Source organism: Microbacterium sp., from assembly GCF_041909575.1.
Classification (GTDB): domain Bacteria; phylum Actinomycetota; class Actinomycetes; order Actinomycetales; family Microbacteriaceae; genus Microbacterium.
The window spans coordinates 1-22,208 of record NZ_JAYRDE010000046.1 but is presented as its reverse complement, the minus strand read 5'-3'; the positions used below and the strand labels follow the sequence as shown (position 1 = coordinate 22,208).

At 71.0% G+C, this 22,208-nt stretch carries 23 protein-coding genes; 6 read left to right on the top strand and 17 right to left on the bottom strand.

The genetic code is table 11. The features are described 5' to 3' along the window. Positions 1–76: 76 nt before the first annotated feature. From ACE3O1_RS08300 to ACE3O1_RS08290, 3 genes are read right to left on the bottom strand one after another with little or no spacing between them, the layout of a single operon-like run. The gene (locus ACE3O1_RS08300; protein WP_374314365.1) at positions 77–1,477 is read right to left on the bottom strand and encodes an MFS transporter; all 1,401 of its coding nucleotides are present in this window, start codon (positions 1,475–1,477) and stop codon (positions 77–79) included. Between the two features lie 44 nt (positions 1,478–1,521). Beyond that, positions 1,522–2,526 carry a zinc-binding dehydrogenase gene (locus tag ACE3O1_RS08295; protein ID WP_374314367.1) on the bottom strand — a complete coding sequence of 335 codons (1,005 nt, stop codon included), beginning with the start codon at positions 2,524–2,526 and terminating at the stop codon, positions 1,522–1,524. A 26-nt stretch (positions 2,527–2,552) separates the two neighbouring features. After that, complete coding sequence (locus ACE3O1_RS08290; protein WP_374314363.1) at positions 2,553–4,082, bottom strand: mannitol dehydrogenase family protein; 1,530 nt, start codon at positions 4,080–4,082, stop codon at positions 2,553–2,555. Between the two features lie 158 nt (positions 4,083–4,240). Between ACE3O1_RS08290 and ACE3O1_RS08285 the strand changes: the two genes are divergently transcribed. Further along, the gene (locus ACE3O1_RS08285) at positions 4,241–5,209 is read left to right on the top strand and encodes a LacI family DNA-binding transcriptional regulator (RefSeq protein WP_374314361.1); all 969 of its coding nucleotides are present in this window, start codon (positions 4,241–4,243) and stop codon (positions 5,207–5,209) included. Between the two features lie 9 nt (positions 5,210–5,218). On the opposite strand, the gene ACE3O1_RS08280 is transcribed toward ACE3O1_RS08285, so the two are convergent. Continuing rightward, positions 5,219–5,821, bottom strand: a complete 603-nt coding sequence (locus ACE3O1_RS08280) for a M15 family metallopeptidase (RefSeq protein ID WP_374314359.1) — start codon at positions 5,819–5,821, stop codon at positions 5,219–5,221. Between the two features lie 87 nt (positions 5,822–5,908). Here ACE3O1_RS08280 and ACE3O1_RS08275 point away from each other — a divergent pair, with 87 nt between their 5' ends. Together ACE3O1_RS08275 and ACE3O1_RS08270 are read left to right on the top strand one after the other, a co-directional pair. Next, a complete protein-coding gene (locus tag ACE3O1_RS08275) occupies positions 5,909–6,568 on the top strand; it encodes a response regulator transcription factor (protein ID WP_374314357.1) in 660 nt (219 codons plus the stop codon). Beyond that, positions 6,565–7,641: an ATP-binding protein gene (locus ACE3O1_RS08270; protein WP_374314355.1), complete on the top strand. Its 1,077-nt coding sequence runs from the start codon at positions 6,565–6,567 to the stop codon at positions 7,639–7,641. The genes ACE3O1_RS08275 and ACE3O1_RS08270 overlap by 4 nt, the downstream gene beginning before the upstream one ends. On the opposite strand, the gene ACE3O1_RS08265 is transcribed toward ACE3O1_RS08270, so the two are convergent. Further along, entirely contained in the window at positions 7,614–8,075 is a 462-nt protein-coding gene (locus tag ACE3O1_RS08265; protein ID WP_374314353.1) for a VanZ family protein, read from the bottom strand. The genes ACE3O1_RS08270 and ACE3O1_RS08265 overlap by 28 nt on opposite strands. Positions 8,076–8,223: 148 nt before the next feature. Here ACE3O1_RS08265 and ACE3O1_RS08260 point away from each other — a divergent pair, with 148 nt between their 5' ends. Beyond that, complete coding sequence (locus tag ACE3O1_RS08260; protein ID WP_374314351.1) at positions 8,224–9,378, top strand: MalY/PatB family protein; 1,155 nt, start codon at positions 8,224–8,226, stop codon at positions 9,376–9,378. 27 nt (positions 9,379–9,405) lie between these two features. Here ACE3O1_RS08260 and ACE3O1_RS08255 read toward each other — a convergent pair whose 3' ends face one another. Next, positions 9,406–9,741 carry a hypothetical protein gene (locus ACE3O1_RS08255; RefSeq protein ID WP_374314349.1) on the bottom strand — a complete coding sequence of 112 codons (336 nt, stop codon included), beginning with the start codon at positions 9,739–9,741 and terminating at the stop codon, positions 9,406–9,408. A 1-nt stretch (position 9,742) separates the two neighbouring features. Next, positions 9,743–10,171 (bottom strand): hypothetical protein, encoded by a 429-nt coding sequence (locus ACE3O1_RS08250; RefSeq protein WP_374314347.1) that lies wholly within the window; start codon positions 10,169–10,171, stop codon positions 9,743–9,745. A 243-nt stretch (positions 10,172–10,414) separates the two neighbouring features. Between ACE3O1_RS08250 and ACE3O1_RS08245 the strand changes: the two genes are divergently transcribed. Next, positions 10,415–10,846, top strand: coding sequence for a VOC family protein (locus ACE3O1_RS08245; RefSeq protein ID WP_374314345.1), 432 nt, complete (start codon positions 10,415–10,417; stop codon positions 10,844–10,846). Positions 10,847–10,867: 21 nt separating this feature from the next. Then, positions 10,868–11,536, top strand: coding sequence for a VOC family protein (locus tag ACE3O1_RS08240; RefSeq protein WP_374314343.1), 669 nt, complete (start codon positions 10,868–10,870; stop codon positions 11,534–11,536). Positions 11,537–11,539: 3 nt separating this feature from the next. Here ACE3O1_RS08240 and ACE3O1_RS08235 read toward each other — a convergent pair whose 3' ends face one another. The 10 genes from ACE3O1_RS08235 to ACE3O1_RS08190 form a co-directional block, all read right to left on the bottom strand. Beyond that, the gene (locus ACE3O1_RS08235; protein WP_374314341.1) at positions 11,540–12,061 is read right to left on the bottom strand and encodes a MarR family winged helix-turn-helix transcriptional regulator; all 522 of its coding nucleotides are present in this window, start codon (positions 12,059–12,061) and stop codon (positions 11,540–11,542) included. A gap of 386 nt (positions 12,062–12,447) precedes the next feature. Then, positions 12,448–14,031 (bottom strand): GMC oxidoreductase, encoded by a 1,584-nt coding sequence (locus tag ACE3O1_RS08230; RefSeq protein WP_374314339.1) that lies wholly within the window; start codon positions 14,029–14,031, stop codon positions 12,448–12,450. A 20-nt stretch (positions 14,032–14,051) separates the two neighbouring features. Next, the gene (locus ACE3O1_RS08225) at positions 14,052–15,524 is read right to left on the bottom strand and encodes an MFS transporter (RefSeq protein WP_374314337.1); all 1,473 of its coding nucleotides are present in this window, start codon (positions 15,522–15,524) and stop codon (positions 14,052–14,054) included. A 143-nt stretch (positions 15,525–15,667) separates the two neighbouring features. After that, complete coding sequence (locus ACE3O1_RS08220; RefSeq protein WP_374314335.1) at positions 15,668–16,645, bottom strand: fumarylacetoacetate hydrolase family protein; 978 nt, start codon at positions 16,643–16,645, stop codon at positions 15,668–15,670. After that, positions 16,642–17,646, bottom strand: a complete 1,005-nt coding sequence (locus ACE3O1_RS08215) for an amidohydrolase family protein (RefSeq protein ID WP_374314333.1) — start codon at positions 17,644–17,646, stop codon at positions 16,642–16,644. The genes ACE3O1_RS08220 and ACE3O1_RS08215 overlap by 4 nt, the downstream gene beginning before the upstream one ends. Then, on the bottom strand, positions 17,643–18,779 hold the full coding sequence (locus ACE3O1_RS08210; RefSeq protein ID WP_374314331.1) for an FAD-dependent monooxygenase: 1,137 nt from the start codon (positions 18,777–18,779) through the stop codon (positions 17,643–17,645). The genes ACE3O1_RS08215 and ACE3O1_RS08210 overlap by 4 nt, the downstream gene beginning before the upstream one ends. Positions 18,780–18,816: 37 nt before the next feature. After that, entirely contained in the window at positions 18,817–19,815 is a 999-nt protein-coding gene (locus tag ACE3O1_RS08205; RefSeq protein WP_374314329.1) for a cyclase family protein, read from the bottom strand. After that, positions 19,812–20,774, bottom strand: coding sequence for a fumarylacetoacetate hydrolase family protein (locus tag ACE3O1_RS08200; RefSeq protein WP_374314327.1), 963 nt, complete (start codon positions 20,772–20,774; stop codon positions 19,812–19,814). Before ACE3O1_RS08200 ends, ACE3O1_RS08205 begins: the two co-directional genes overlap by 4 nt. Positions 20,775–20,858: 84 nt before the next feature. Further along, the gene (locus ACE3O1_RS08195; protein ID WP_374314325.1) at positions 20,859–21,878 is read right to left on the bottom strand and encodes a VOC family protein; all 1,020 of its coding nucleotides are present in this window, start codon (positions 21,876–21,878) and stop codon (positions 20,859–20,861) included. Between the two features lie 107 nt (positions 21,879–21,985). Beyond that, a partial coding sequence (locus tag ACE3O1_RS08190) for a hypothetical protein (protein ID WP_374314323.1) occupies positions 21,986–22,208 on the bottom strand: 223 nt, incomplete at its 5' end.

Genomic DNA, 22,208 nt, shown 5'->3' with positions numbered 1-22,208 from the left:
GCGGGGGGGGGGGGGGGCGGCGCCGGCGCCCGGGGCGCCCCCACCCCTGGTCAGTGCTGGTGTGGTGCCGCCGCGATCACATCGCGGGGCGCGGATCGGTCAGGTCGCGACCGGTCCACTCCGGCGCCACGATCGCGGCGATGAGGGCGGATACCGTGTAGATCCCCAGCAGCACGATCACCGGGATGATGCTGCCCGTCGTGGCGGCGACCCACGCCGCGGCGAGGACCGGGCCGATGCCCGTCGCGATGATGGCCGCGATCTCGCGCACGATGGCCGTGAGCGTGTAGCGGTTTCGGGCTCCGAAGATCTCGGGGATCGCGATGTTCTCCATCGACGCCAGGCCGAGGACGGCGACGTTGTGGATCACGACGTAGCCGACGAAGATCCAGGCGACCTCCTTCGTGTTGATCGCGAGCATGGTCGGAACGATCAGCACGAGTGCGAGCGACGTCATGACGATGTACATCCGCCGGCGACCGAAGCGGTCGCCCAGCCAGCCGACGAACGGGATCGTGGCGAAGCCGATGAGAGACGAGACGATGACGATCTCGGGACCGACGCCCTTCTGCACCGCGAGCGTGATCGTGATGAAGGAGATGAGGTACGTCTGGATGATTCCGGAGTTGCCGGCCTGGCCGAACCGCAGGAAGAACGACACCAGCGTGGCCTTGACCGGCTTGCGCTCGAGCGCCTGGAGGGTCCGGACGTCGTTGGTCTGCGTGGCGAGCTCGACCATCTCCTCACGACCGAGCGCCTTGCCGTCGACGACGTCGGTGCGCTCCTCGAAGACCGGGCTCTCCTTGAGGTTGAGTCGCACCCACACCGCGAAGACCATGATGATCGAGCTCGCGATGAACGGGATGCGCCACCCCCACGCGATGACGTCCTCTTCGACCATGACGGCCAAGAGGATCGCCCAGATCGCCGAGGCGAAGAGCGTGCCGCAGTTCGTGCCGAGCGCGACGAGCGAGGCGATGATGCCGCGTCGGTGAGTCGGGGCGTACTCCGCGAGCATGACGCCCGCGCCCGAGATCTCCGCGCCGGCGCCGAAGCCCTGCGCCAGGCGCAGGATCACCAGCATGATCGGCGCGATGATGCCCGCCTGCTCGTAGGTGGGCAGGAAGCCGATGAGGGTGGTCGCGGCGCCCATGAGGAGGATCGTGTAGAACAGCACCTTTCGGCGGCCGATCTTGTCGCCCATGCGGCCGAAGTACCACGCACCCAGTGGGCGGGCGAGGTAGCCGACACCGTAGGTCGCCATCGCGAGGACGACGGCCATGCCGACCTCCTCGCCGGCGAAGAACAGCTGGCTGAAGACGATAGCGCCGGCGAGCGAGTACAGCTGGAAGTCCATGAACTCCAGCGCCGTGCCGAGCCAGCCCGAGATGGCGGCGCGGACGAGGTCTCCGGTGGACCGCTTGACCGTGGGCGGGGGCGCCGGGGCGTCGACGTCGGGGATGTCGGAAGTGCTCATGAATACTCCTTCGTAGATGAGTGAGCGTTGGGTGGGGGCAGGGGTCAGAGCCGCAGGAGGACCTTGGCGGATGCGGAGGAGTCGCGGGCGAGCGTGAACGCTTCGACCGCGTCGGAGGCGTCGACGGTGTGCGAGAGGACCTCGTCGAGCGCGTCGGAGCGCGCGAGCAGGGCGATGGCGTCGTCGATCTCGGTCGAGAAGCGGAACGCGCCGCGCAGCGTCAGCTCCTTTCCGAGCATCGGGGCGAGGTTCACGCCGATCTCGGCGTTGGGCAGCATCCCGACCTGGACGATCGTTCCGGCGCGTCGCGCGGCGCGGATGGACTGCGTCAGCGACACGGCGACACCGGAGCACTCGAAGACGACGTCGTACGACTCGTCGTCGATCGCATCGCGACCCACGAGCACGAGTTCCGCGGCACCGAGCCTCGCGGCGCGATCGAGCGGCTCGGGCCGCAGGTCGCTCGCGCCGATCGCCGCCGCCCCGGCGTCTGCGGCGGCTGCCACGACGAGCAGGCCGATCGGCCCGGCACCGATGACGAGCACACGCTTCCCGGTGATGTCGCCGGCGAGCGCGACGGCGTGCAGCGCGACGGCGAGGGGCTCGGCAAGCGCCGCGCGCTCGAGCGGCAGCCCGTCGGGCAGAACGCGGATCATGTGGTCCTCGACGAGGAGGTACTCTGCAGCGCCGCCCTGACGGTGCGGGTTCGTCGCTGCGCTGCCGAAGTAGTCGCCGCCGGGGCGGAGGTGCGGGCGGCTCTCGAGCCCGGCGACGGGCGGGCCGTAGCGCGCGGGGTGGACCGTCACCGGTGTCCCTGCGGCGAGCCGGCCCGACGGGTCGAGGTCGACCACGGCCGACAGCTCGTGGCCGGGCGTGAGCGGCTCGCGGATGGCGTACTCGCCGTTCACGCCGTGGAAGTAGTAGTGCAGGTCGGATCCGCAGATGCCGACGTACTGCACCCGCAGGCGAACCTCGCCGTCACCGGGCTGCGGGACAGGGCGGTCCTCCCAGCGGATGTCTTCCTTGCCGTGGATCGCGAGCGCTTTCATCGTCGCTCCCTCCTCGTGGATCGAGCTCATGCGGAGACCTCCCGCCGGGCCGGCGTGCTCTGGGCCTCGGCGGCCGCCAAGCTCTCGCCGATGGCCGCGCGCACGCCGTCGCGGGCGATCGTGTCGACGAGCTCCCCCACCCGCGCGACGAAGTCGTCGCGCTCGGCGAGTGCCGCGCCGAAGAGCTGCAGGCCGGTGATGGATGCCTCGGCCACCTCGGCGCCGCTGCGGGCAGACGCGGAGATCTCGGTGAGGCGCGGGCGCGCGGCATCCGTCATCTCGTCGGCGAAGCGACCGGGCTCGAATCCCGGGAGCGGCGCGAGGCACGAGAGGTAGCCGGCGACCGTGAGGGCGATCATGTGCGGCATCCGCCCGCCCTCGAGTGCCTGGAGTGCCGGCTCGGGGATGCGCTGGCGGAGCTTGACGGATCCGTCGGTGCCCACCTGGGTGGTGCGGTGGCCGAGGGCGCTGTTGTCCCAGCGCCGGAAGAGGTCGCGCTCGTAGTCGGCGAAGTCGACGCCCGACGGCATCTGGAGGGAGGGATGGTACTCGTCGGCCAGCACGACGCGGGCCGCGCTCTCGATGTCGTCCATGCCGACGGCGTCGGGGATGGTCTCGGCTCCGTGGAGCGCGCCGAGGTAGGCGATGAGCGAGTGGGTGCCGTTGAGCAGGCGCACCTTCATGTCCTCGTAGCGGCCGACCTCGTTGCTGAAGACCGCTCCCCCGGCCTCCCATGCGGGCCGGCCGGCGGCGAAGTCGTCCTCGATCGCCCACATGGTGAACGGCTCGGCGGGCACCGGGACGTCGTCCCTCGCTCCCAGCATCTCCGAGACGCGCTCCCGCAGCCCAGGGGTGGTCGCGGGCACGATGCGGTCGACCATGCTCGACGGGAACGACACGTGCGCGTCGAGATACGCAAGTGCTTCGGATGCCTCGGCGCCGGGAAGGCTCTGGAGGAATTCGCGCACGAGCCGCCGCGTGTGCGAGCCGTTCGCAGCGAGGTTGTCGCAGCTCAGCACGGTGAGCGGGGCGCCGGATGCCGCGGCCCGCTGCTGGATGCCTCGCGCAAGCTGGCCGATCGTGGACTGCGGGTCTCCGCCGCGAAGGTCCGACATGACGACAGGGTCGGTCACGTCGAGGCTCCCCGTCGACGGGGAATAGCTGTAGCCGTTCTCGGTGACGGTGAGGGTCACGATGCGGATTGCCGGATCGGCGATGGTGCGCACGACGCGAGCGCGATCGTCGTTCCCGACGAACGCGTCGGTGTGGACGCCGGGGATCGACAGCGTCGTGCCCTCGGGCGAGATCTCGGCGACCGCGTAGAGCATGTCCTGTGCGCGCAGCGCGTCGACGACGTTGCGCGAGCGGGAGGCGACTCCGACGATTCCCCAGTGGTCCACTCCGTCGGCGGCGAGCGCTGCTGCGGTGTAGACCGCCTGGTGCGCACGGTGGAAGCTGCCCAGCCCGAGGTGGAGGATTCCCGCCGACCGGTGCGGTCCGCCCACGGGAACGGCGGGACGCACGGAACGCCCGAGCCGGGGGGTGTCGCTGGTCATGCCCACGCCCCCTGACGTGCGGCCTCGCACGGGAACGAAGGATCTTCGGTGATCGCCATGCAAAGGATTGTGAATCACTTGTACAATGTTTGTCAAGAGCTTGTCCGGGTCGCCGATGCGCCATCATGGAGAAGCTGGCCTCGAGGATCGGACGCGACATGACCGCGACACTCACCGACGTGGCGCGGCGCGCCGGAGTGTCGGTGGCCACCGCGTCCCGCGCATTCGGTGAGCCCGAGCGCCTCGCCGCAGGCACCCGCGAGCGCGTGCTGCAGGCGGCGAACGACCTCGGCTACGCCAACCCGCAGGCAGCGGTCGCGACGCGCACGATCGGCGTGATCGTGCCCGATGTGTCCAACCCGGTGTACGCGACGCTGCTGAAGGCCATCCACGGCCAGGCCTGGCACGGGCGGCACCGCACGGTGCTCTTCGACGCCGACGAGGACCTGCGCCGCGAGCGAGAGCAGATCGAGCGCGCGCGCAAGCTCGACGGCATACTGCTGTGCTCTCCCCGGCTTCCCGACCACGAAGTGCTGGACCTGGTCGGCGGTACGCCGTTCGTGGTGGTGAATCGCCAGATCGACGGCGCCCCCTGCGTGCTGATGGACACCGAGCACGGCCCGCAGCAGGCGGTCGAGCATCTCGTCGCCCTCGGCCACCGCCACATCGCCTACGCCGCCGGGCCTCGCGGCTCCTGGGCAGACGGTCGGCGCGCCGACACGATCACCCGCGCCTGCGAGCGGTACGGCGTGCGGCTCACACCGCTCAGCCACCAGGCGGCGTCGATCCAGGGCGGTCGCGCGGCGGCAGCGCCGGCGGCAGCGAGCGGCGCGACCGCCGTCATCGCGTACAACGATCTCGTCGCACTCGGACTCGAGGCGGGCATGGCCGACCTCGGCCGCAGCTGCCCTGAGGACATCAGCATCGTCGGCATCGACGACATCGAACTCGCCGGTGCCGTGAAGCCCGGCCTCACCACGGTCCGGATGCCCATCGAGCGATGCGGCGCCCTCGCCGTCGACCTCCTCGTACAGGCGATGGCGGGCGGCGAGGTCGAGGAGGCGCCGGCCCTCCAGTCGCAGCTGATCGTGCGCGGCTCGACGGGGGCTCCGCGCGCCACAGCCTGACCGCGGTGCTCAGGACGCGGCATCCGCCTTCATCTCGGGGCACGTCGATCCCGGCGCGGTCGCGAGTTCGAAGTGCCATCGCTCGTTGGCGTAGGTCTGGCACAGGCCGTACCGCCATCCGTGCTGCGACAGCCAGAGCTGGGCGTCGAGGGGCACGATGTCGACCGCGTCGCCGGTGACGTGGCGGGATGCGTCGGGCGTGGCGACGAAGCGCCGCGCCGTCTCCTCGCTCCCGTACCGCTCGATCGCGTCCTCGAGGAGCCACTGCTGGTAGCGGTCCGACCGCCAGCCGCTCGTCACCTCGAACCGGATGCCGTCGGCCAGGGCATCCGCTTCCGCCAGGCGCAGCGCCTCCAGGAGGGCCGGATCCAGTTTCGCGATGGCGGGAAGCGAGGCGTCGGCCAGCGTCACCACCGTCCCCTCGGCGACGTGTCCGGAGGAGGCGTCGGGGAGGAAGGGAGCGGATGCCTCGGCTGTCGCCGTGCGCACGCCGACGAGCACGAACACGGCCAGGAGCACGGCGGCGCCCGCGCCGAGGAGCAGGAACGCCAGCCGGCGCAGGTTCGACCGACGCACGAAGACGTCGGCGGGGGCGAGAGCGGTGTGCGGCATGGTCCCCATCCCACGCGGGCGCGTGTTGCGAGGGCGTACGCGAATCTGCATACGTCGGCAATATGGCCCGCGACCTAGGCTGGGCGCATGCGGGTGCTGATCGTCGAGGACGAGCTCTATCTCGCCGAGGCCATCCGCGACGGGCTGCGCCTCGAGGCGATCGCGGCCGACGTCGCCGGGGACGGCGACACCGCCCTCGAGCAGCTCGCCGTGAACTCCTACGACGTGGTGGTGCTCGACCGGGACATCCCGGGTCCCGACGGCGACGAGATCGCCCGCCGCCTCGCCGGCAGGCCCGAGAGCCCCCGCATCCTGATGCTCACCGCCGCCGACCGGCTCGACGACAAGGCGACCGGATTCGAGAGCGGCGCCGACGACTACCTCACCAAGCCCTTCGCGCTGCGCGAGCTCGTGCTGCGCCTGCGCGCGCTCGGCCGACGCCCGGCGAAGGGCGCTCCGCCGGTCGCCGAGCTCGGATCGGTGCGGCTGGATCGCTTCCGCCGCGAGGTCTTCCGCGACGGCCGGTACATCGCGCTGACGCGCAAGCAGTTCGCGGTGCTCGACGTGCTGATGGAGGCCGGCGGCGGAGTCGTATCGGCGGAGGATCTGCTCGAACGCGCGTGGGACGAGAACGCCGACCCCTTCACGAACGCCGTGCGCATCACGATCTCGACACTGCGCAAGCGGCTCGGCGAGCCGTGGGTGATCGAGACCGTCCCCGGCGTCGGCTACCGGATGAGCGCGTGACCGGCCGTCCGCGGGGGATGTCGGTGCGGGCGAAGCTCGCGCTGAGCTATGCCGGATTCCTCGTGGTGGCCGGGATCGCGCTGTTCGTCGTCGGGTTCCTCCTGCTGCGCTTCGTGCCCGAGGGCAGCATCACCGTCGAGGGGGGCGGCTGGGCGCCCAATCGCACGAACCTCCTCGAGGTGTTCGTGCGCTACGCGTGGTGGGCGATGGGCCTGCTCGTGGTGTTCGGCCTCGTCGGCGGCTGGCTGCTCGCGGGCGTCGTCCTGCGCCCGCTCGACCGGATCACCGAGGCCGCGCGGCGCGTGCGCGACGGACGGCTCGATCAGCGGGTCGAGCTGCCGGGTCCGGGCAACGAGCTCACCGACCTCGCCGACACCCTCGACGCCATGCTCGACCGCGTCGAGCACACCGTCGAAGAGGAGCGACGCTTCGCCGCGAACGCCTCGCACGAGCTGCGCACCCCGCACGCGATCATCCGCACGATGGTGGAGGTCGCGCAGGCCGACCCCGACGGGCGCGACGTGGACGAGGTGCTGCGCCGGGTGGGCGCCACCAACGAGCGGGCGATCGCGACCACCGAGGCCCTCCTCGCCCTCGCGCGCGTCGGACGCGGAGGCGCCCTCGAGGCCACCACTGTCGACCTCGCGGCTCTGGTCGCCAAGGCGATCGAGGACGAGCGGACGGATGCCTCGGCGCGCGGCATCCGCTTCACGACGTCGCTGGAGCCGGCCACGGTGACCGGTGATCGCACACTGCTCGAGCGCCTCACGGCGAACCTCGTGCACAACGCCGTGGTGCACAACATCGACGGGGGCTGGGTGCGGGTCGAGGTGACGCCCGGCGCGCGCGTCGAGCTGGTCGTGGCGAACGGCGGGCCGGCGCTTCCGCCGGCGGTGGTGGGCACGCTGACCGAGCCGTTCGTGCGCGGCGCGGGTCGCACGCGGGCGGCGGGCGACGGATCCGGTCTCGGGCTCGCGATCGGCGCGTCGATCGTGCGCGCCCACCGCGGGGACCTCGACGTGAGCGCACCCGCCGAGGGCGGCCTTCAGGTGCGCGTCGCACTCCCCCGCTGACGTCGCGCCGCCGCGGAGGCCACGACCCGCGGGATCGTCACCGCCAGCACGCCGATCACCGCCCCCACCGTGTTCCAGAGCACGTCGTCGCCGTCGGGCACGCGACCCGGGATCGAGCGCTGGGCGAACTCGACCGCGACCGACAGGGCAAACGCCGCCACGATCGCGATCAACCACAGCCGCCGGCCGAGGAGCAGCGCGAGCGTGGCGCCGAGCGGGACAAACAGGAGCACGTTGAGCAGGTCGTCCACTCCGCGGAAGGGCGACGCGGCGGCCAGCGGCTGACCGACCTCGACGAGCGAGCGCAGCACGATCCCGCGCACGGGCGCGGCGATCGAAGGCGGGGCCAGCGTGAGAGCGGTGATGACGGCGGCGATCGCGCCGGCCACGAGCAGGCGGATGCCGCGTCCACGGGTGATGGGGAGGTCGGTCATGTCGGGTCCCTTCCGCCGGGGCTTCGGGCGTCCCGGCACGACCAGTCCACGGGGGGCGATGTTGCGGGAGCGTATGCGTACGCGGCGGGCGGCGGCCGACGGGCGGCGGCCGACGGGGGCACGCCCCGCGGGATGGTTCACTGGGACCATGACGAGTCCGACCTCCGCCGAGCCGATGTCGACGCTGCGCCGCCGGACGAGCGCGAAGTGGCGGACGTACCCGGAGGACGTGCTGCCGATGTTCGTCGCCGAGATGGACTATCCGCTGGCACCGGCCATCGCCGCCGCGCTGCACGAGGCCGTCGACCTGGGCGACACCGGCTACATCGTCGACCGCGACGAGCGCGCCGCGCGCGCGTTCAGCGAGTTCGCCGCAGCGAGGTGGGGCTGGACTCCCGATGTGCGTCGCATGCGCACGACGACCGACGTCTCGGTCGTGATCGCAGAGGCTCTACGTCGCCTCGTCCGTCCCGGCGGGGGCGTGATCATCACGCCGCCGGTGTATCCGCCGTTCTACGACCTGATCCCCGAGGCCGGGGGATCCGTGGTCGAGGTGCCGCTGCGCGATGACGGCACGGCCTTCTCGCTCGACATCGACGGCATCGACCGCGCTCTCGAGGCCGGGGCCTCCGGCGTGCTGCTGTGCAGCCCGCACAACCCGGTCGGGCTCGTCCACGATCGCGAGACGCTCGAGCGCCTCGCCGCCGTCGTCGCCCGACACGACGGCTTCGTGCTGGCCGACGAGATCCATGCGCCCCTCACCCACGACGGCGTCGCGTTCACGCCCTACCTCTCAGTCTCGGACGAGGCCCGATCCCACGGGATCTCCGCCGAGTCGGGGAGCAAGGCCTTCAACCTCGCCGGGCTGAAGACGGCGTTCTTCGTCACCGAGTCCGACGGGATGGCCGACCTCGTCCGCGGCCTGCCGGACGAGGTGACGTATCGCACCGGGCAGTTCGGCCTCATCGCCACGCGCGAGGGCTTCGCGAACGGGCGGGACTGGCTCGACGGCACCATCGCGTCGCTGCAGGCGAACCTAGATCTCCTCGAGCGCGAGCTCGCCGAGCAGCTGCCTGCGGTGCGGCTGCGCCGCCCGTCCGCCGGCTTCCTCGCGTGGCTCGACATGTCGGCGCTGGGCTGGGGGGACGATCCCGCCGTGGTCGCTCGCCGCGAGGCGCGGGTCGCGCTCATGAGCGGGCCGGCGTTCGGCCGCCCGGGCATCGGCCACGCGCGCATGAACATCGCGTGCGCCCCGGAGACGATCACCGAGGCGGTGCGGCGCCTGGCCGCCGTGCGGCGCTGAGCGCGGCATCCGTCTCGTCCCTTTGCGTCACGGGCCGGCGTGCTCGGTCTCAGCCAATCGCCTCCCATGGAGAATCCACATGGCCGTCCTGCGCCAGAATCCGACACCTTGGAGCATCGGATGATTTCGCAACCGGGCACCCTCGACACTGACGATCGTCAGGATTGCAGCAGCCAGAAACGCCGGGACCATCCACGGCCACCTGCCCGAGACCGCCGCTGCCACGACGAGGAACGCCAGCGTGATCCCGATGTTCGCGAGGGTTTGAGGCCATCGGTCAGCAAGCGCGACGGTGACACCGACGCAGACCCCGAACATCACGGTCAGGAAGTAGACGCCGCCAACTTCCAGCACGACGTTCATTTCAACGCCTCCGCAGCGTCTGGACGGCGATGGCATCCCCGCTCGACCCGTGGCCGAGGCCGTCACCCCTGAACACAACGCTTCCGTCATCGGCGATCACACCGGGGCCGCTCGTGAATCCATCCGGCAAGGTGATCGTCGCGCGGGTGCCGTCCCCGTCGCGATCTGCAGCCACGTCGATCTTGCTAGCGGAGGCGAGCGCTACCTTCACCGTGACGGAATCGGTCACCGTAAGCGATGTGCCTCCAGCGCGGTCGGTGTCGGCGACGTTCCCAGCGCTCGGAGCTACCGCAGCGACCTGGCGAGCGATGTCATTCGCAGCCTTCAGCTCGGGCGATTCAGGACCGTCGGTGGCGTTGGCCACACCCCCGGAAAGCACAAGCACCACGGCAAGGCACATCCCGGCAAGCAACTTCGATTGTTGTGTCATGTCTTCGCTCCATCATTGGGACGACCGCTTCCGCGGTTCGATTGGAGAAATTCCTGCACTGAATTTCCTCTACCCCGGGGGACCTGAAAGCTGGGTCCTCGTGACGAGGGATCGTGTCCCCTCTTCGGAGGACGCACCGCTATGGCCGCCGTGCGGCGCTGAGCGCGGCATCCGTCACTGTCCTCGTGTCGGGACAGTGGGGTAGCGTCTGCCGCACGCCGATACCGACGCGAGGAGGCCGCCATGGCATCGAAGCTCGGCAACATCACGTTCTATGCGGACGATCCGCGCCAGCTCGCCGCGTTCTGGGCGGGCGTGTTCCGCTATCCGGTGGCGGAGTGGGATGAGCCGCTGAAGACCCGGCTCCTCGACGCGGGACTGACCGAATCCGACCTCGACAAGCGGGCGGTCGCCGAGCCCGCCGAGGAGGATTCCGGGCCGAGATTGTTCTTCCACCACGCCCCTTCACCCAAGACCGACCGCAATCGCCTGCACCTCGACATCCAGGCGACGCCAGGACACCCGCCGACACGGCAGGAGCTCGAGGACGAGAAGGATCGCCTGGTGGCGCTCGGCGCGGACGTCGTGCGGCTCGTCGACCAGCGATGGGGCCCGTGGCCCGAGCTCTACTACCAGCTGCGCGATCCCGAGGGCAATGAGTTCTGCCTCCAATGACGACGGCGAAAGGGATATCTCATGGATGACTCGACAGGCGGAAGCACGGAGATCTCCGCCGCGGAGTTCCACCGGGCGGCGGGCGTCGCCGACTGGCGCGTCACCGAGACCGGGCCGCAGGCGGTGTTCCTCGCGACCTCTCTGGCGCACGCGGCGAGCCTCGTCGCACCGATCGTGGACGCCGCCGAGCGCTTCGGCGTGCTCCCCGACGTGGACGTGCGGCCCGAGGCCGTCGTCGTGGGCGTGCCGGGCTGGCCCGGAGGCATCCCCGCGGGCGCTCCGGCGTTCGCGGCCGCCGTATCGGTCGAGGCGGCGAGTCTGCGACTGACTGCCGATCCGTCGCGCACTCAGGCGATCGGCATCTACGTCGCCCAGCACTCCGAGGCGGACGCGCGACCCTTCTTCCTGGCGGCGCTCGGCTACGAGCCTCTTGGAGACACGGATGCCGCTGACCCGCTCCGTCGCGGACCACAGCTCGCATTCAACCCGATCACCGGGGATGCGCCCGCCCGGGGCCGCACGCACTTCGACGTCTTCGTGCCCGCCGATCAGGCGCAGGCGCGAGTGGATGCCGCACTCGCCGCGGGCGGAAGGCTCGTCGACGACGCGCACGCCCCCGCCTGGTGGTCGCTCGCGTCACCCGAGAATCACGGCGTCGACATCGCGGCGTGGACCGACACCTATGAGTGACGCTCAGCGCTCGGGCCCCAGCCGCCGCTTCTTCGATTGCTCGGCCCCCTCGAGGAGCTGACGGAGTCCCCGCTCGAGGCCGGTCATGTCGTCGGTGGAGAGCGGCGCGAGCATCTCCCGCTCACGCGCGATGAGATTCGCCATGGTGGCGTCCACGCGGGTCCTCCCGGCCGGAGTCAGCGTGATGATGGTGCCGCGAGCGCCGTCCGACGCGCTCTCGCGATTGACCAGGCCGCGGCCCAGGAGCCGCGCGATCCGGCGCTTGAGCGTGGTGATGTCGCACGTCACGAGCGCGAGCAGCCGGGTCGGGCCGACGCCGTGCGGGTCGATGCGACGCAGCGCGGCGAGCACCTCGAACTCGCCGTCGCCGAGACCGGCTTCCTTGAAGACGTCGTGGCGCACCTCGGCGAGGGCGATCGCCGCGCGTCGAAGGCGCGACATCACGTCGAGCGGGGTCAGATCCACGCTCTCGAGGCGGTCCGACCACGAGTCGATCAGCAGATCGACATCATCGTCATCGGCCATGGCGCGTCCTCTTCATGCTGGTCCCGCCAGGCTACCCGCCCCGCGCGGGGCCAGGGCCGGCCATCGCCTCCCGGTCCTCACCGAATCGAGTCGCCCACGGCCTGGCGCTCGCGCGGCGGTGCTCCGCCGCGGCTCGGCGCTGCTCCACCGCGCCGAAGTGCGCCCGCGCGCCCGCCTTGCGCGCACTTTCGCGCGGTGGAGCGCCGGATGTTAGCGCGGCGTGTCTGGGCGCGGCGAGGGCGGCGGCGAGGACGGCGGCGCGGGCACCCGGGCGGACACCGCGGTGCGGCTCAACCGAGCAGCGCCGCGCAGGCTGCCGACGTAGGCCGCCGCGAACGGCACGACCAGCACGACCGTCGCAAGCGCGCCGCCGAGCTCCTCCGGTGTCACTCCTGAGCCCCGTCGGCTCCGAGCCCCGCCGCGACCGCCCGCGCTCCGCGGACCGCGATGGCGACGCTCATCAGCGTCGGGTTCATTGTGTTCGCGGTCGGAATGAGCGCATTGCCCCCGACCACGAGGTTCTCGAATCCCCACACGCGCGAGTACGGGTCGGCGACCGAGGTGCCGTCGTCGGCCTCCCCCATGCGCATGGTGCCCATGTAGTGCAGGCTCGATCCGTTCGGGAGCAGGCGGGGCTGGGCGACGAATGTGCCGAGCGCGCCGCCGGCACGACGGAGCCGCTCCGTCGCCTCCGCGATCTCGCGATTCTCGACGTCGGTGAGCTCGTACTCGATGGTCATGTTCGGGAGTCCGCGGTAGTCCAGCTCGTCGTCCGAGAACGTCACGCCGTCCTCTGCGCGCGGATGCTTGCGCACGCCGTATCCCATGTTCACGTACCCCCACCGATTGCCGGCCTGGGGATGCGAGTGGTCGAGCTGGAAGGGCGGGTTCTCCGCGTACATGACCTGCAGCGAGAAGGGGTGGCCGGGCTCGGAGAACGGGATGCGGTTGACCGCCGCCACGGGATCGGCCGCGTGCTGCGCGCGGCGCGCGAGCTCGGCGGCCAGTTCGTCGTCGGTGACGAGCGCGCCCATGCGATCTCCGTCGAGGGCGACCGTGCAGATCACCACGTGGTGCTCGGTGAGGTAGCGCCCGAGTGCGGTGGGACGGATGCCGGATGCCCAGAGCAGCTGCGGTGACCGGAAAGCGTCCGCCGCGACCACCACGACATCGGCCGGCACCGTCGTCACCGTCCGCGTGCGCAGGTCCTCGACCACGACGCCGGTCGCACGGCCGGATTCGTGCTCGATGCGCCGGACGAAGTGCAGGTCCCGCAGCTCGAAGCGGTCGGCCTCCTCGCCGCCGTCGATCAGCGGGCCGAGCACGACGTCGGCGCCCGCCCAGCGCATCGAGCCGTCGGGCTGGGGGTCGCCCGCGACCGGCAGGGTGCCGACTCCGTAGCCCTCCGGCAGCTCGGCCGCGAACTCGCCCTCGAGGAGCGTGCGGATGGCACCGCCGATCGCGGAGTCGGCGAAGGCCGCGCTCTGCGCGTGCAGCAGCGACTCGGCCGCGCCGATGAGCCCGTCCCACTCGCCGTCGGGGATGAACGAGACCTTCTCGCTGAACGCGGGGCGGGGGATGGCGCACGTCCAATGGGCGCCTTGTCCACCCACGTTGGTGGCGGCGGCGACAGCGGGGAACGTCGGCGCGTGCGCTGAACCCTCTCCGCCGAAGTCGAGCAGGTGCGTGCCCTGGCGGGCGGTGAACATGCCCTCGACGACGGCCCCCTCCGGGATGCCCAGCGATGCACGGTGGGCGCCGGACTGCGGGCCCTGCGACATCTCGCGCGCCCGCTCCTTCGCCGCGGGGTCGGCGATGTTGCGCACACTCGCACCCGGAACGTCGGTGAGCTGCGGCCCTGCCTCGAACATGGTGACCGTCGCGGTCGGGTGCGCCTCGAGGATCGTCCGGGCGTACGCGGATCCGATCGGACCGCTGCCGACGACGACGACGTGGGGGGCAGTGGACATGGTCTCTCCTTCTCGAGAACTCACGCGGGCAGAGGCTGGGCGTCGACGGCGACCGGCTGCTCTTCGGAGAGCCGGCCGGCGGGCAGGAGCACGGCGGCGACGACACCCACGGCGTAGGCGATCGCCAGGCCGATGAAGACGGGGGCGAACACGGACGTGTAGATGGCGGCGACCTCCGCCTGGGTGGCGACATCCGCGGCGTGGACGAGCTGGGGAGTGAGCGTCGCGATGTCGAGACCTCCGGGCAGCAGCCCGGCGACGCCCGTCGCGACGACACCGCCGATCACGGCCGTAGTGACCGTCGCCCCCACCTGCCGCACGAGGTTCACCGACGCGGTCACGGCACCGAGCTGGGTCTTCGGCACCGCGCTCTGCACGACCGCGATGATGAGGCTCATGAACGCTCCGGTCCCGACCCCGACGAAGAACATGACGACCATCGGCACCCACAGCGGGAGCCCGACGGGCAGCAGCGCCATCACGAACAGCCCGACGGCGGCGAGCATCGTCCCCGAGATCGCGAAGACCCGGTAGCGCCCGGAACGACTGGCCATCCAGCCGGTGACGAGGTTGCTCACCAGCATCCCGAAGACCGTTGCGATGGGGACGAGACCCGACACGGTGACACTCGTGCGATAGGCCATCTGGAAGTAGGTCGGCAGGTATGCCGTCACCGAGAACAGCCCGATGCCGATGATCGCGGACAGCGCGAGTCCCGCGGCGATCGTGCGGTTGCGGAACAGGCGCAGCGGCACGACCGGCTGCGGCGAGCGCAGCTCGACCAGGAGGAACGCCGCGAACGACACCACCGCGGTCAGGAAGCACACCATCGCCGCGCGCGCGGCGGACGGGTCGCCCACCCACGACACGGCGAGCACCAGGGCGACGAGCGAGATCGTGAACGTCACCGAGCCCGCGACGTCGAACCGCCGGGCGGGGGCGGGGTCGATGTGGGGGACGACGACGACGGCGAGCGCCAGCGCCGCGAGGCCGATCGGCACGTTGATCCAGAACACCCACGGCCAGCCCCAGTAGTCGGTGATCAGACCGCCGACGACGGGGCCGATGAGGATGGCGATGGGGAATGCCGCTCCGATCACCGCCATGTAGCGCGGCCGCTCGCGGGGCGACGTGACGTGCGCCAGGATCGTCTGCGACATCAGCTGCAGCCCCGCCGAGGTCGCGCCCTGGATCACGCGTGCCACCACGAGCCATCCCATGTCGGGCGCGAACCCGCAGAGCACGGACGCCGCGAGGAACGCCACGAGCGACGTGAGGAACACGGACCGCGGGCCGATCGCATCCCCCAGCTTCCCGATCACGGGGAGGAGGACCGTGCTGGAGAGGGTGTAGCCCACGACGACCCAGCTCATCTGCTCGAGCGCCCCGAGGTCGCCGGCGATGGTCGCGAGGGAGGTGGACACGACGGTGTGATCGAGGGCGCCGAGGAACGACACCGAGAGAAGGGAGACGACAAGGAGGCGGAGCCTCACCGGAGACAGCTGCATGCGCGGGTCACCCGAACGATCGGGCCATCGACGCGACGGTGTGTGCCCCGGCGGCGACTTCGCAGCCGGGAACGGACCCGGAGGCCCCGACGTCACGACCATGCTAGCACACTTCAGTCGAAAAGAAGCTAAAGTCCGCGGGTTCGGTGCCGAGGACGCGGGCGGGCGCGAGGAACGCCGGGGGCATCGACGGTGGCCCCCACCGTGCTCACCAGCTCGCCGATCCCCTCGATCGACATCCGCACGACGTCCCCCGGAGCGAGCGGGGGCGGCGCGAGGGCGCCGTTGCGGCCCCACAGCTCGCCGAGGCATCCGCCGTTTCCGACGGTTCCCGACCCGAGCACATCCCCCGGGACGACTCGCGAGTTGCGAGAGGCGTAGGCCACGAACTCCGGAAACGGCCAGCCGGCGTTCGACACGAGATCGAAGCCGATGAGCTCGTCGTTGACCCGCACCTCGGCACGCACGTCGAGGAAGCCCTCGTCGTCCTCGAACGGCGCGAGCTCGTCGGCGGTGACGATCCACGGACCGAGCGACATCCCGAAGTCCTTGCCCTTGGCCGGCCCGAGCCGCACCTTCATCTCCCGCGCCTGCAGGTCCCGCGCCGACCAGTCGTTCATGATCGTGTACCCGAAGATGTGCGCGCCCGCGGAGGCGGGGTCGAGGTTGCGGCCGTCGGATCCCTCGACGCCGCCGATCACAACGGCGAGCTCGAGCTCGAAGTCGAGTCGCTGCGTGACGGGCGGCGCGACCGCCTCGCCCGGACCGAGGACCGTGTGCGGATTCGTGAAGTAGAAGGTCGGCGCCTCGTACCACTCCGGGGCGACGTGGCTCGTGCCCTCGACTCCGGCGCTGACCCCCTCGACGTGCTCTTCGAAGGCGACGAAATCGCGGATGGATGCCGGGACCAGCGGGGCGAGCAGCCGCACCCGGTCCAGCGGGACGCCGTCGTCGCCCGCGACGCGCTCGAACAGCCGACGCGCGGCGGACAGTCCCTGCTCGAGCACCTGCGCGACGCGCAGGCCGTTCGGGAACGGCACGACCCGGTCTTCGATGACGAAGCCCTCCCCGAGGTCCGCGCCGTCAGCCCACCGCGCGAGCCTCATGCCCGCACCAGGCTCCCGAGCAGCGCCGCGGCGTTGTCGCCGAGGATGCGTGCGGTGACCTCGGCCGGAAGTCCCGCCGAACGGATCGCCGTGACGGGGTCGTCCAGACCCATGTCGAAGGGGAAGTCGCTCCCGAGGAGCACCCGGCTGCCGCCCGCCGCCTCCACGAGGTGCCGCAGGGCGATCGGGTCGTGCACGACCGTGTCGAACCACAGCTTGCGCAGATAGGTCGAGGGCGCGTGCTCGCACCGTCGCGCCTCCGGCCGCACGTGCCACGCGTGGTCGGATCGCCCGATCGCGAACGGCAGATAGCCACCGCCGTGCGCCGCGACGATCTTGAGCCCCGGATGCCGGTCGAGCACGCCCGCGAAGATGAGGTGCGAGAGCGCCACCGCGTTCTCGGTCGGCTGCCCCACGGTGTTCGACAGGTAGAAGCGGTCGAGCCGCTCGTCGAGGCTGCAGCCGAACGGATGCAGGAACACGACGCAGCCGAGTTCTGCCGCGCGTGCCCAGAACGGCTCGAGCCGCTCATCGGAGAGCTCGACGTCCCCGGCGAACGACGAGATCTCGACGCCGGCGAGGCCCCGCCCGAGGATCGCGTCGTCGAGGTACTCGACGATGCGCGACGGATGCTGCAGCGGTACGACGCCGAGACCGACGAGACGGTCGGGCGCCTGTGCGACATGCTCGGCGATGAGGCGGTTGGTCTCCATCGCGACCCACACCGCGAGACCCTCCGGCGCCCAGGGATAGAAGTGGTTGGGCGAGACGCTGACCCACTGGGTGTCGACGCCCTGCTCGTCCATCGCGGCGAGTCGCGCGCGCACATCGGTCAGCTTCGGGATGCGGGAGCCGATCATCGCCCCCGAGGCCTGCAGGCTCTCGACGCCGTTGCGGCGGCGCTCGAGATCGGCTGCCGCCGCCACGAGCTCCGGCGCGCGGCGCTCGACCTCGGCCTGCAGCTGGGGCAGGAGGAGATGCGCGTGGACGTCCGTGATCATGCCGGACGCGCCATCTGCTGGGCGACGCCGAAGATGAGGCCGCCGGCGTCGGCGTCGCGGTCGCCGTCGATCTGCCACTGCGCGAGCTGAGCGGATGCCTCGACCACGGCCGTCGCCCGCGGCACCCGGCGCGAGTGGAACTCGTCCCACAGCGCCTCGTCGACGGCGTCGCGCGCGACGAGCAGCTCGGTGAGCACAACCGCGTCCTCGAGACCCTGGGCGGCGCCCTGCGCGATCGTCGGAGGGCACGAGTGGGCCGCGTCGCCGATGATCACGACCCGGCCGCGATTCCAGCGTCCCTCGACGATGTGCTTCGTGAACCAGGTGTAGTTGGCGTGCGCGCCCTTCTCGAGATCGGCGCGGATGGAGTTCCACGGTCCCCCGTAGGCGCGCGACTCCTCGAGCATGATCGAGGTGGCCTCCGCGTCGGAGACGCCGAAGCGGTCCTGCGACTTCTCGACGAGGAAGGCGTACATCGAGTCCTCGCCCGTGGGCGTGTAGCCGGCGATGTACACCGGACCGCCGTAGTACAGCTCGGTGCGCTCGACCTCGGCCGGCCGCGAGACGAAGGTGCGCCAGATCCCCATGCCGTTGGGCTCGGGGACCGTGTCGATGCCGATGAGACCCCTGACGACGGAATTCAGGCCGTCCGCCCCGATGAGGAGGTCGTACACCCCGGCGGACCTCTCGTCGACGAACACCTCGACGCCGTCGCTGGAGCGCGCGTCGAGGCCGGTGACCTTCGTCCCGAAGTGCACCGTCGCACCGGCACGCTCGGCGTGCGCGAGCAGGATCCGGGCCAGGTCGGGGCGCGGCATCCCCATCGCCGCCGGATAGTCCGGACCGCCCGTCTTGACGTCCGGCAGGTTCGCGACCACGGGGGCATCGGGGCCGGGAGCGCGCAGGGTCAGGCCCTCGAAGGGGTAGCCCGCCGCCTTGATGTCGTCCCACGCCCCGAGTGCGTCGAACGCGCGCAGTGCGTTGCCCTGCAGCGAGATGCCGGAGCCGAGCGCGCTGAGCTCGGGCTTGGCCTCGTAGAGATCGACCTCGACGCCGGCCTTGGCGAGCTGGATGGCGGCGGCCAGTCCCACGACGCCGGCGCCGGCGATCGCGACCTTCGAGACTGCGGTCATGTCAGAACCTCCCTGTTCTGGTGTGGACGTTCGCGGATCAGAGGATCGCGACGGGGTTGATGGGCGAGCCGACGGCGCCGGTGATGGGCAGCGGCGCGGCCGAGAGCAGGAACTCCCACTGAGAGCGCTCGGCGCATGCCGTGCCGAGTTCCTCGAGGTTCCACATCTCGCCGATCGTGAGCCCCATATTGGGGATCACCACCTGGTGGAGCGGCTGGAACGCGGGCGCGTCGAACTCGTTGGGCCGCACCTCGAAGCCCCACGTGTCGGTGGCGATCGCGGCGATCTCGGTGCGATGGAGCCAGCCGGCCGTGGTCAGCGAGAGGCCGGGCGCCGGACCCCCGGCGTAGTCGCCCCACCCGTCGCGGCGGGTGCGGCCGTACTGCCCGGTGCGCACCAGCACGATGTCGCCGCGGCCGACGGCGCTGGACGCGCCCTGCGCGGCGATGCAGGCTTCGAGGTCTGCGACGGTGATCGCGTAGCCGTCCTCGAGCTCGCCGGTGTCGGGGCGGAGGTGGCGGCCGAGGTCGAGGAGCACGCCACGGGACACGATGACGGATGCCGCGTGCTCGATGCCCGTCACGAGATCGCCGTCGCTCGTGACGACGTCACCCGCACGCCGGCCGTTCCAGGCGTTTCCGTGGTCGAAGATGTGGCCCAGCCCGTCCCACTGCGTCGAGCACTGGAGGGGCATGGCGATGACGTCGTCCGCGCCGCCGATGCCGTGCGGGAAGCCTTGATTCCCCCGCTCCGCATCGGTTCCGGTGTCGGTCATCGTGTGGACCGGGTTGGTGCGGCGCCGCCACCCCTTCTGGGGTCCGTCGGTGTCGAAGGACTGCGCGAGGGAGATCACGCGCCCCTCGCGCACGAGCCCGGCCGCGGCGACGCGCTTCGCGGAGTCGATGAAGTTCAGCGTGCCCAGAACGTCGTCCTCGCCCCAGCGCCCCCAATTGCGGAACGCTGCGGCGCGCGCGGCGACCTCGGCAGCGGGGTCGCTGCGGTCGAGCTCGGACGGGTTCTCGGTCGGCGCGGTCATCGGGCCTCCTCGGCGACGCAGCGGACGACCTGGGTGCCCAGGCCCTCGATGGTGCCCGTCATGACGTCGCCGTCCCGGAGGAACCTCTTCCAATGCTGGCCGTTGCCCGCCGGGCTGCCGGTGAGCAGCAGGTCGCCGGGCAGAAGGGGCATGGTCTGGGAGGCGCCGGAGATGAGCGCGGGGATGTCGAACAGCAGATCGCTGGTCGAGGCATCCTGCATCACCTCGCCGTTCAGCTCGAGGCGGACGTTCAGCTCCGACCCGTCGACGAACGGCCCCGGCACCAGGAAGGGCCCGGTCGGGAGGAACCCGGGGGCGTTCTTGGCCCGGTACCAGTCCGTGCCGATCTCCTTCATGTCCTTGCGGAAGACGTAGTCGCGCGTGGTGATGTCGTTGACGATCGTGTAGCCCGCGACGTGCTGCAGCGCGTCCTCCCGCGAGACGCGGAAGGCCTCTCGGCCGATGACGACGGCCAGTTCGAGCTCCCAGTCGTGCACGCTGCTGTAGCCCGGGAGGGTGAGCGGAACATCGTCGCCGACGACGCACGCCGGCAGGCCGATGAAGAAGTAGGGCTCCCCGTCGCGGCGGCGGTGATCCATCATGTCCGCCGCGTAGGTGCGCGCCTGCTCCGGCGTGCGCTCGGAGTTCGTGAGCCCGGCGGCCACGAGCTCGATCACGTGCTGCCGGTAGTTCGCCCCCGTCTGCAGCACCTGGCGCGGCTCGACGGGAGCCGTCAGGGTGATGCCGGCGAGCGGCATCCACTCGCCGTCCGCGGCGGCGAGGCCGGCGAGGCGGTCCCAGTCGGGGTCGGCGAGGAACTCGTTGAGCGTCGGGGCGCCGAGGTCTTCTGCGCTCAGTGCCCTGATGCGGTCGCCCGCCACCAGTCCGAGGCGCGTGGCGTCGCCCTCGCGGAAGCGCGCCACGGCGAACGGCGCGGTGATTCCTGCAGTGGTCGTCATCGTTCTTGCATCCCGTCGCTCATCGTCGTGCGAATGGTGTCGCGGGCGGCCCGGCAAGGAGGAGCATAGGCCGCCCGCGAAGCGTCAGCCCTGACCGTGCTTCTGGTACGGGTTCAGGAGCGCGTCCCTGATCTCGTCGGGCACGCCCTCTTCGGTCGCGCTCGGACCGTCGGCGGGCGGGAACGACTCGGTCATCGACATGGGCATGACGCTGTTCCGGTAGAAGTTGTTCGAGCCCTGCGACGGCCTCCAGGTGTTGGCCTCCCAGTCGGGCACGTAGTTGCGGTAGCCCCCGGTGTTGAGCTCGATCCGCAGGCTCGAGGGCTCGCGGTAGTACAGGAAGTTCTGCTCGCCGATGCCGTGGATCGACGGGCCATACTCGATCGGATAGCCGTTCTCGCCCAGGAGGTCGGCCGCGATCAGCAGCTCCTCGCGCGTGTCGACCCAGAAGGCGTAGTGGTTCACGCGGCCGGCCCGCGACGACCCGTCGAGGACGACGCCGAGATCGTGCGACTTCTCGTTCGTCGTGAGGACGGAGAACACCGAGATGGGGGCCTCGTCGAGCACGGTGCGCGCCATGAAGCGGAACCCGAGCACATCGACGTACCAGGCGACGAAGGCGTCGACATCGCTCGTCGCGATGGTCACGTGGTCGAGCTGACGGGGCGCGCCGGCGACCTTGCTGCGGCGCGAGGGGCGGTCGGGGTAGATCGACGCGGCGTCCCCCTCGGTGTCGTGGTGACGCGTGACGTCCCAGTGGAGGGTCATGTGGTGGCCGAACGGGCCGGTGAAGCGGTAGGCGCGGCCGATGCCGTTGCCCTCGAACCACTCACCGGTGACGCCCGCGCCCTCGATCTTCTCGACGGCGGCCTCCAGTGCCTCCGCCGACGACGTGCGCCAGGCCATCGTCTCGAGGCCGGGCTCGTCGCCCTTGACCACGACGACGGAGTACTTGTAGTAGTCGCCCCAGCAGCGGAGGTAGACACGGTCGTCCTCGCGGTCGACCTCGACCAGTCCGACCTGGTTGACGTAGAAGTCGACGGATGCCTCGACGTCCGGCGTCGTGATCGCGACGAACGAGAGGTGGGACAGCAGCTTGATCATCTTCGATCCTTTCCGGAGGGGCGGACGTTCCCGACCCTTCTTCCACTATCCGACGGAAGTCCGGCATCAGGGAAGCGGATCATCCCTATGCCCGGCATCGACCTCGGTTATGGTGCCGGTGAATCCAGCAGTGCCTCGGCAACCCCGCGGTCGTGGTCGAGATCCGCGAGGTCGGTCAGCGCGTGCCCCGCGATCGCGTCGAGTGCGCGACGGAGCGTGAGGCGCGACGCGGATTCCCACCGGGCGGGGCGGGTGAGCTCCCCGTCGTGCGAGTGGAAACGGATGCCGCGGACGCCCGCGGAATCGTCGATGTCGACCTCGACCGCCGTC

Bases quoted from the DNA above. Each gene is read 5' to 3' on its own strand.
- ACE3O1_RS08195 (WP_374314325.1), bottom strand. From the start codon at position 21,878: ATGATCAAGCTGCTGTCCCACCTCTCGTTCGTCGCGATCACGACGCCG.
- ACE3O1_RS08295 (WP_374314367.1), bottom strand. From the start codon at position 2,526: ATGAAAGCGCTCGCGATCCACGGCAAGGAAGACATCCGCTGGGAGGAC.
- ACE3O1_RS08280 (WP_374314359.1), bottom strand. From the start codon at position 5,821: ATGCCGCACACCGCTCTCGCCCCCGCCGACGTCTTCGTGCGTCGGTCG.
- ACE3O1_RS08205 (WP_374314329.1), bottom strand. From the start codon at position 19,815: ATGACCGCGCCGACCGAGAACCCGTCCGAGCTCGACCGCAGCGACCCC.
- ACE3O1_RS08210 (WP_374314331.1), bottom strand. From the start codon at position 18,779: ATGACCGCAGTCTCGAAGGTCGCGATCGCCGGCGCCGGCGTCGTGGGA.
- ACE3O1_RS08250 (WP_374314347.1), bottom strand. From the start codon at position 10,171: ATGACACAACAATCGAAGTTGCTTGCCGGGATGTGCCTTGCCGTGGTG.
- ACE3O1_RS08285 (WP_374314361.1), top strand. From the start codon at position 4,241: ATGACCGCGACACTCACCGACGTGGCGCGGCGCGCCGGAGTGTCGGTG.
- ACE3O1_RS08260 (WP_374314351.1), top strand. From the start codon at position 8,224: ATGACGAGTCCGACCTCCGCCGAGCCGATGTCGACGCTGCGCCGCCGG.
- ACE3O1_RS08230 (WP_374314339.1), bottom strand. From the start codon at position 14,031: ATGTCCACTGCCCCCCACGTCGTCGTCGTCGGCAGCGGTCCGATCGGA.
- ACE3O1_RS08235 (WP_374314341.1), bottom strand. From the start codon at position 12,061: ATGGCCGATGACGATGATGTCGATCTGCTGATCGACTCGTGGTCGGAC.
- ACE3O1_RS08200 (WP_374314327.1), bottom strand. From the start codon at position 20,774: ATGACGACCACTGCAGGAATCACCGCGCCGTTCGCCGTGGCGCGCTTC.
- ACE3O1_RS08220 (WP_374314335.1), bottom strand. From the start codon at position 16,645: ATGAGGCTCGCGCGGTGGGCTGACGGCGCGGACCTCGGGGAGGGCTTC.
- ACE3O1_RS08290 (WP_374314363.1), bottom strand. From the start codon at position 4,082: ATGACCAGCGACACCCCCCGGCTCGGGCGTTCCGTGCGTCCCGCCGTT.
- ACE3O1_RS08265 (WP_374314353.1), bottom strand. From the start codon at position 8,075: ATGACCGACCTCCCCATCACCCGTGGACGCGGCATCCGCCTGCTCGTG.
- ACE3O1_RS08255 (WP_374314349.1), bottom strand. From the start codon at position 9,741: ATGAACGTCGTGCTGGAAGTTGGCGGCGTCTACTTCCTGACCGTGATG.
- ACE3O1_RS08300 (WP_374314365.1), bottom strand. From the start codon at position 1,477: ATGAGCACTTCCGACATCCCCGACGTCGACGCCCCGGCGCCCCCGCCC.
- ACE3O1_RS08275 (WP_374314357.1), top strand. From the start codon at position 5,909: ATGCGGGTGCTGATCGTCGAGGACGAGCTCTATCTCGCCGAGGCCATC.
- ACE3O1_RS08245 (WP_374314345.1), top strand. From the start codon at position 10,415: ATGGCATCGAAGCTCGGCAACATCACGTTCTATGCGGACGATCCGCGC.
- ACE3O1_RS08215 (WP_374314333.1), bottom strand. From the start codon at position 17,646: ATGATCACGGACGTCCACGCGCATCTCCTCCTGCCCCAGCTGCAGGCC.
- ACE3O1_RS08240 (WP_374314343.1), top strand. From the start codon at position 10,868: ATGGATGACTCGACAGGCGGAAGCACGGAGATCTCCGCCGCGGAGTTC.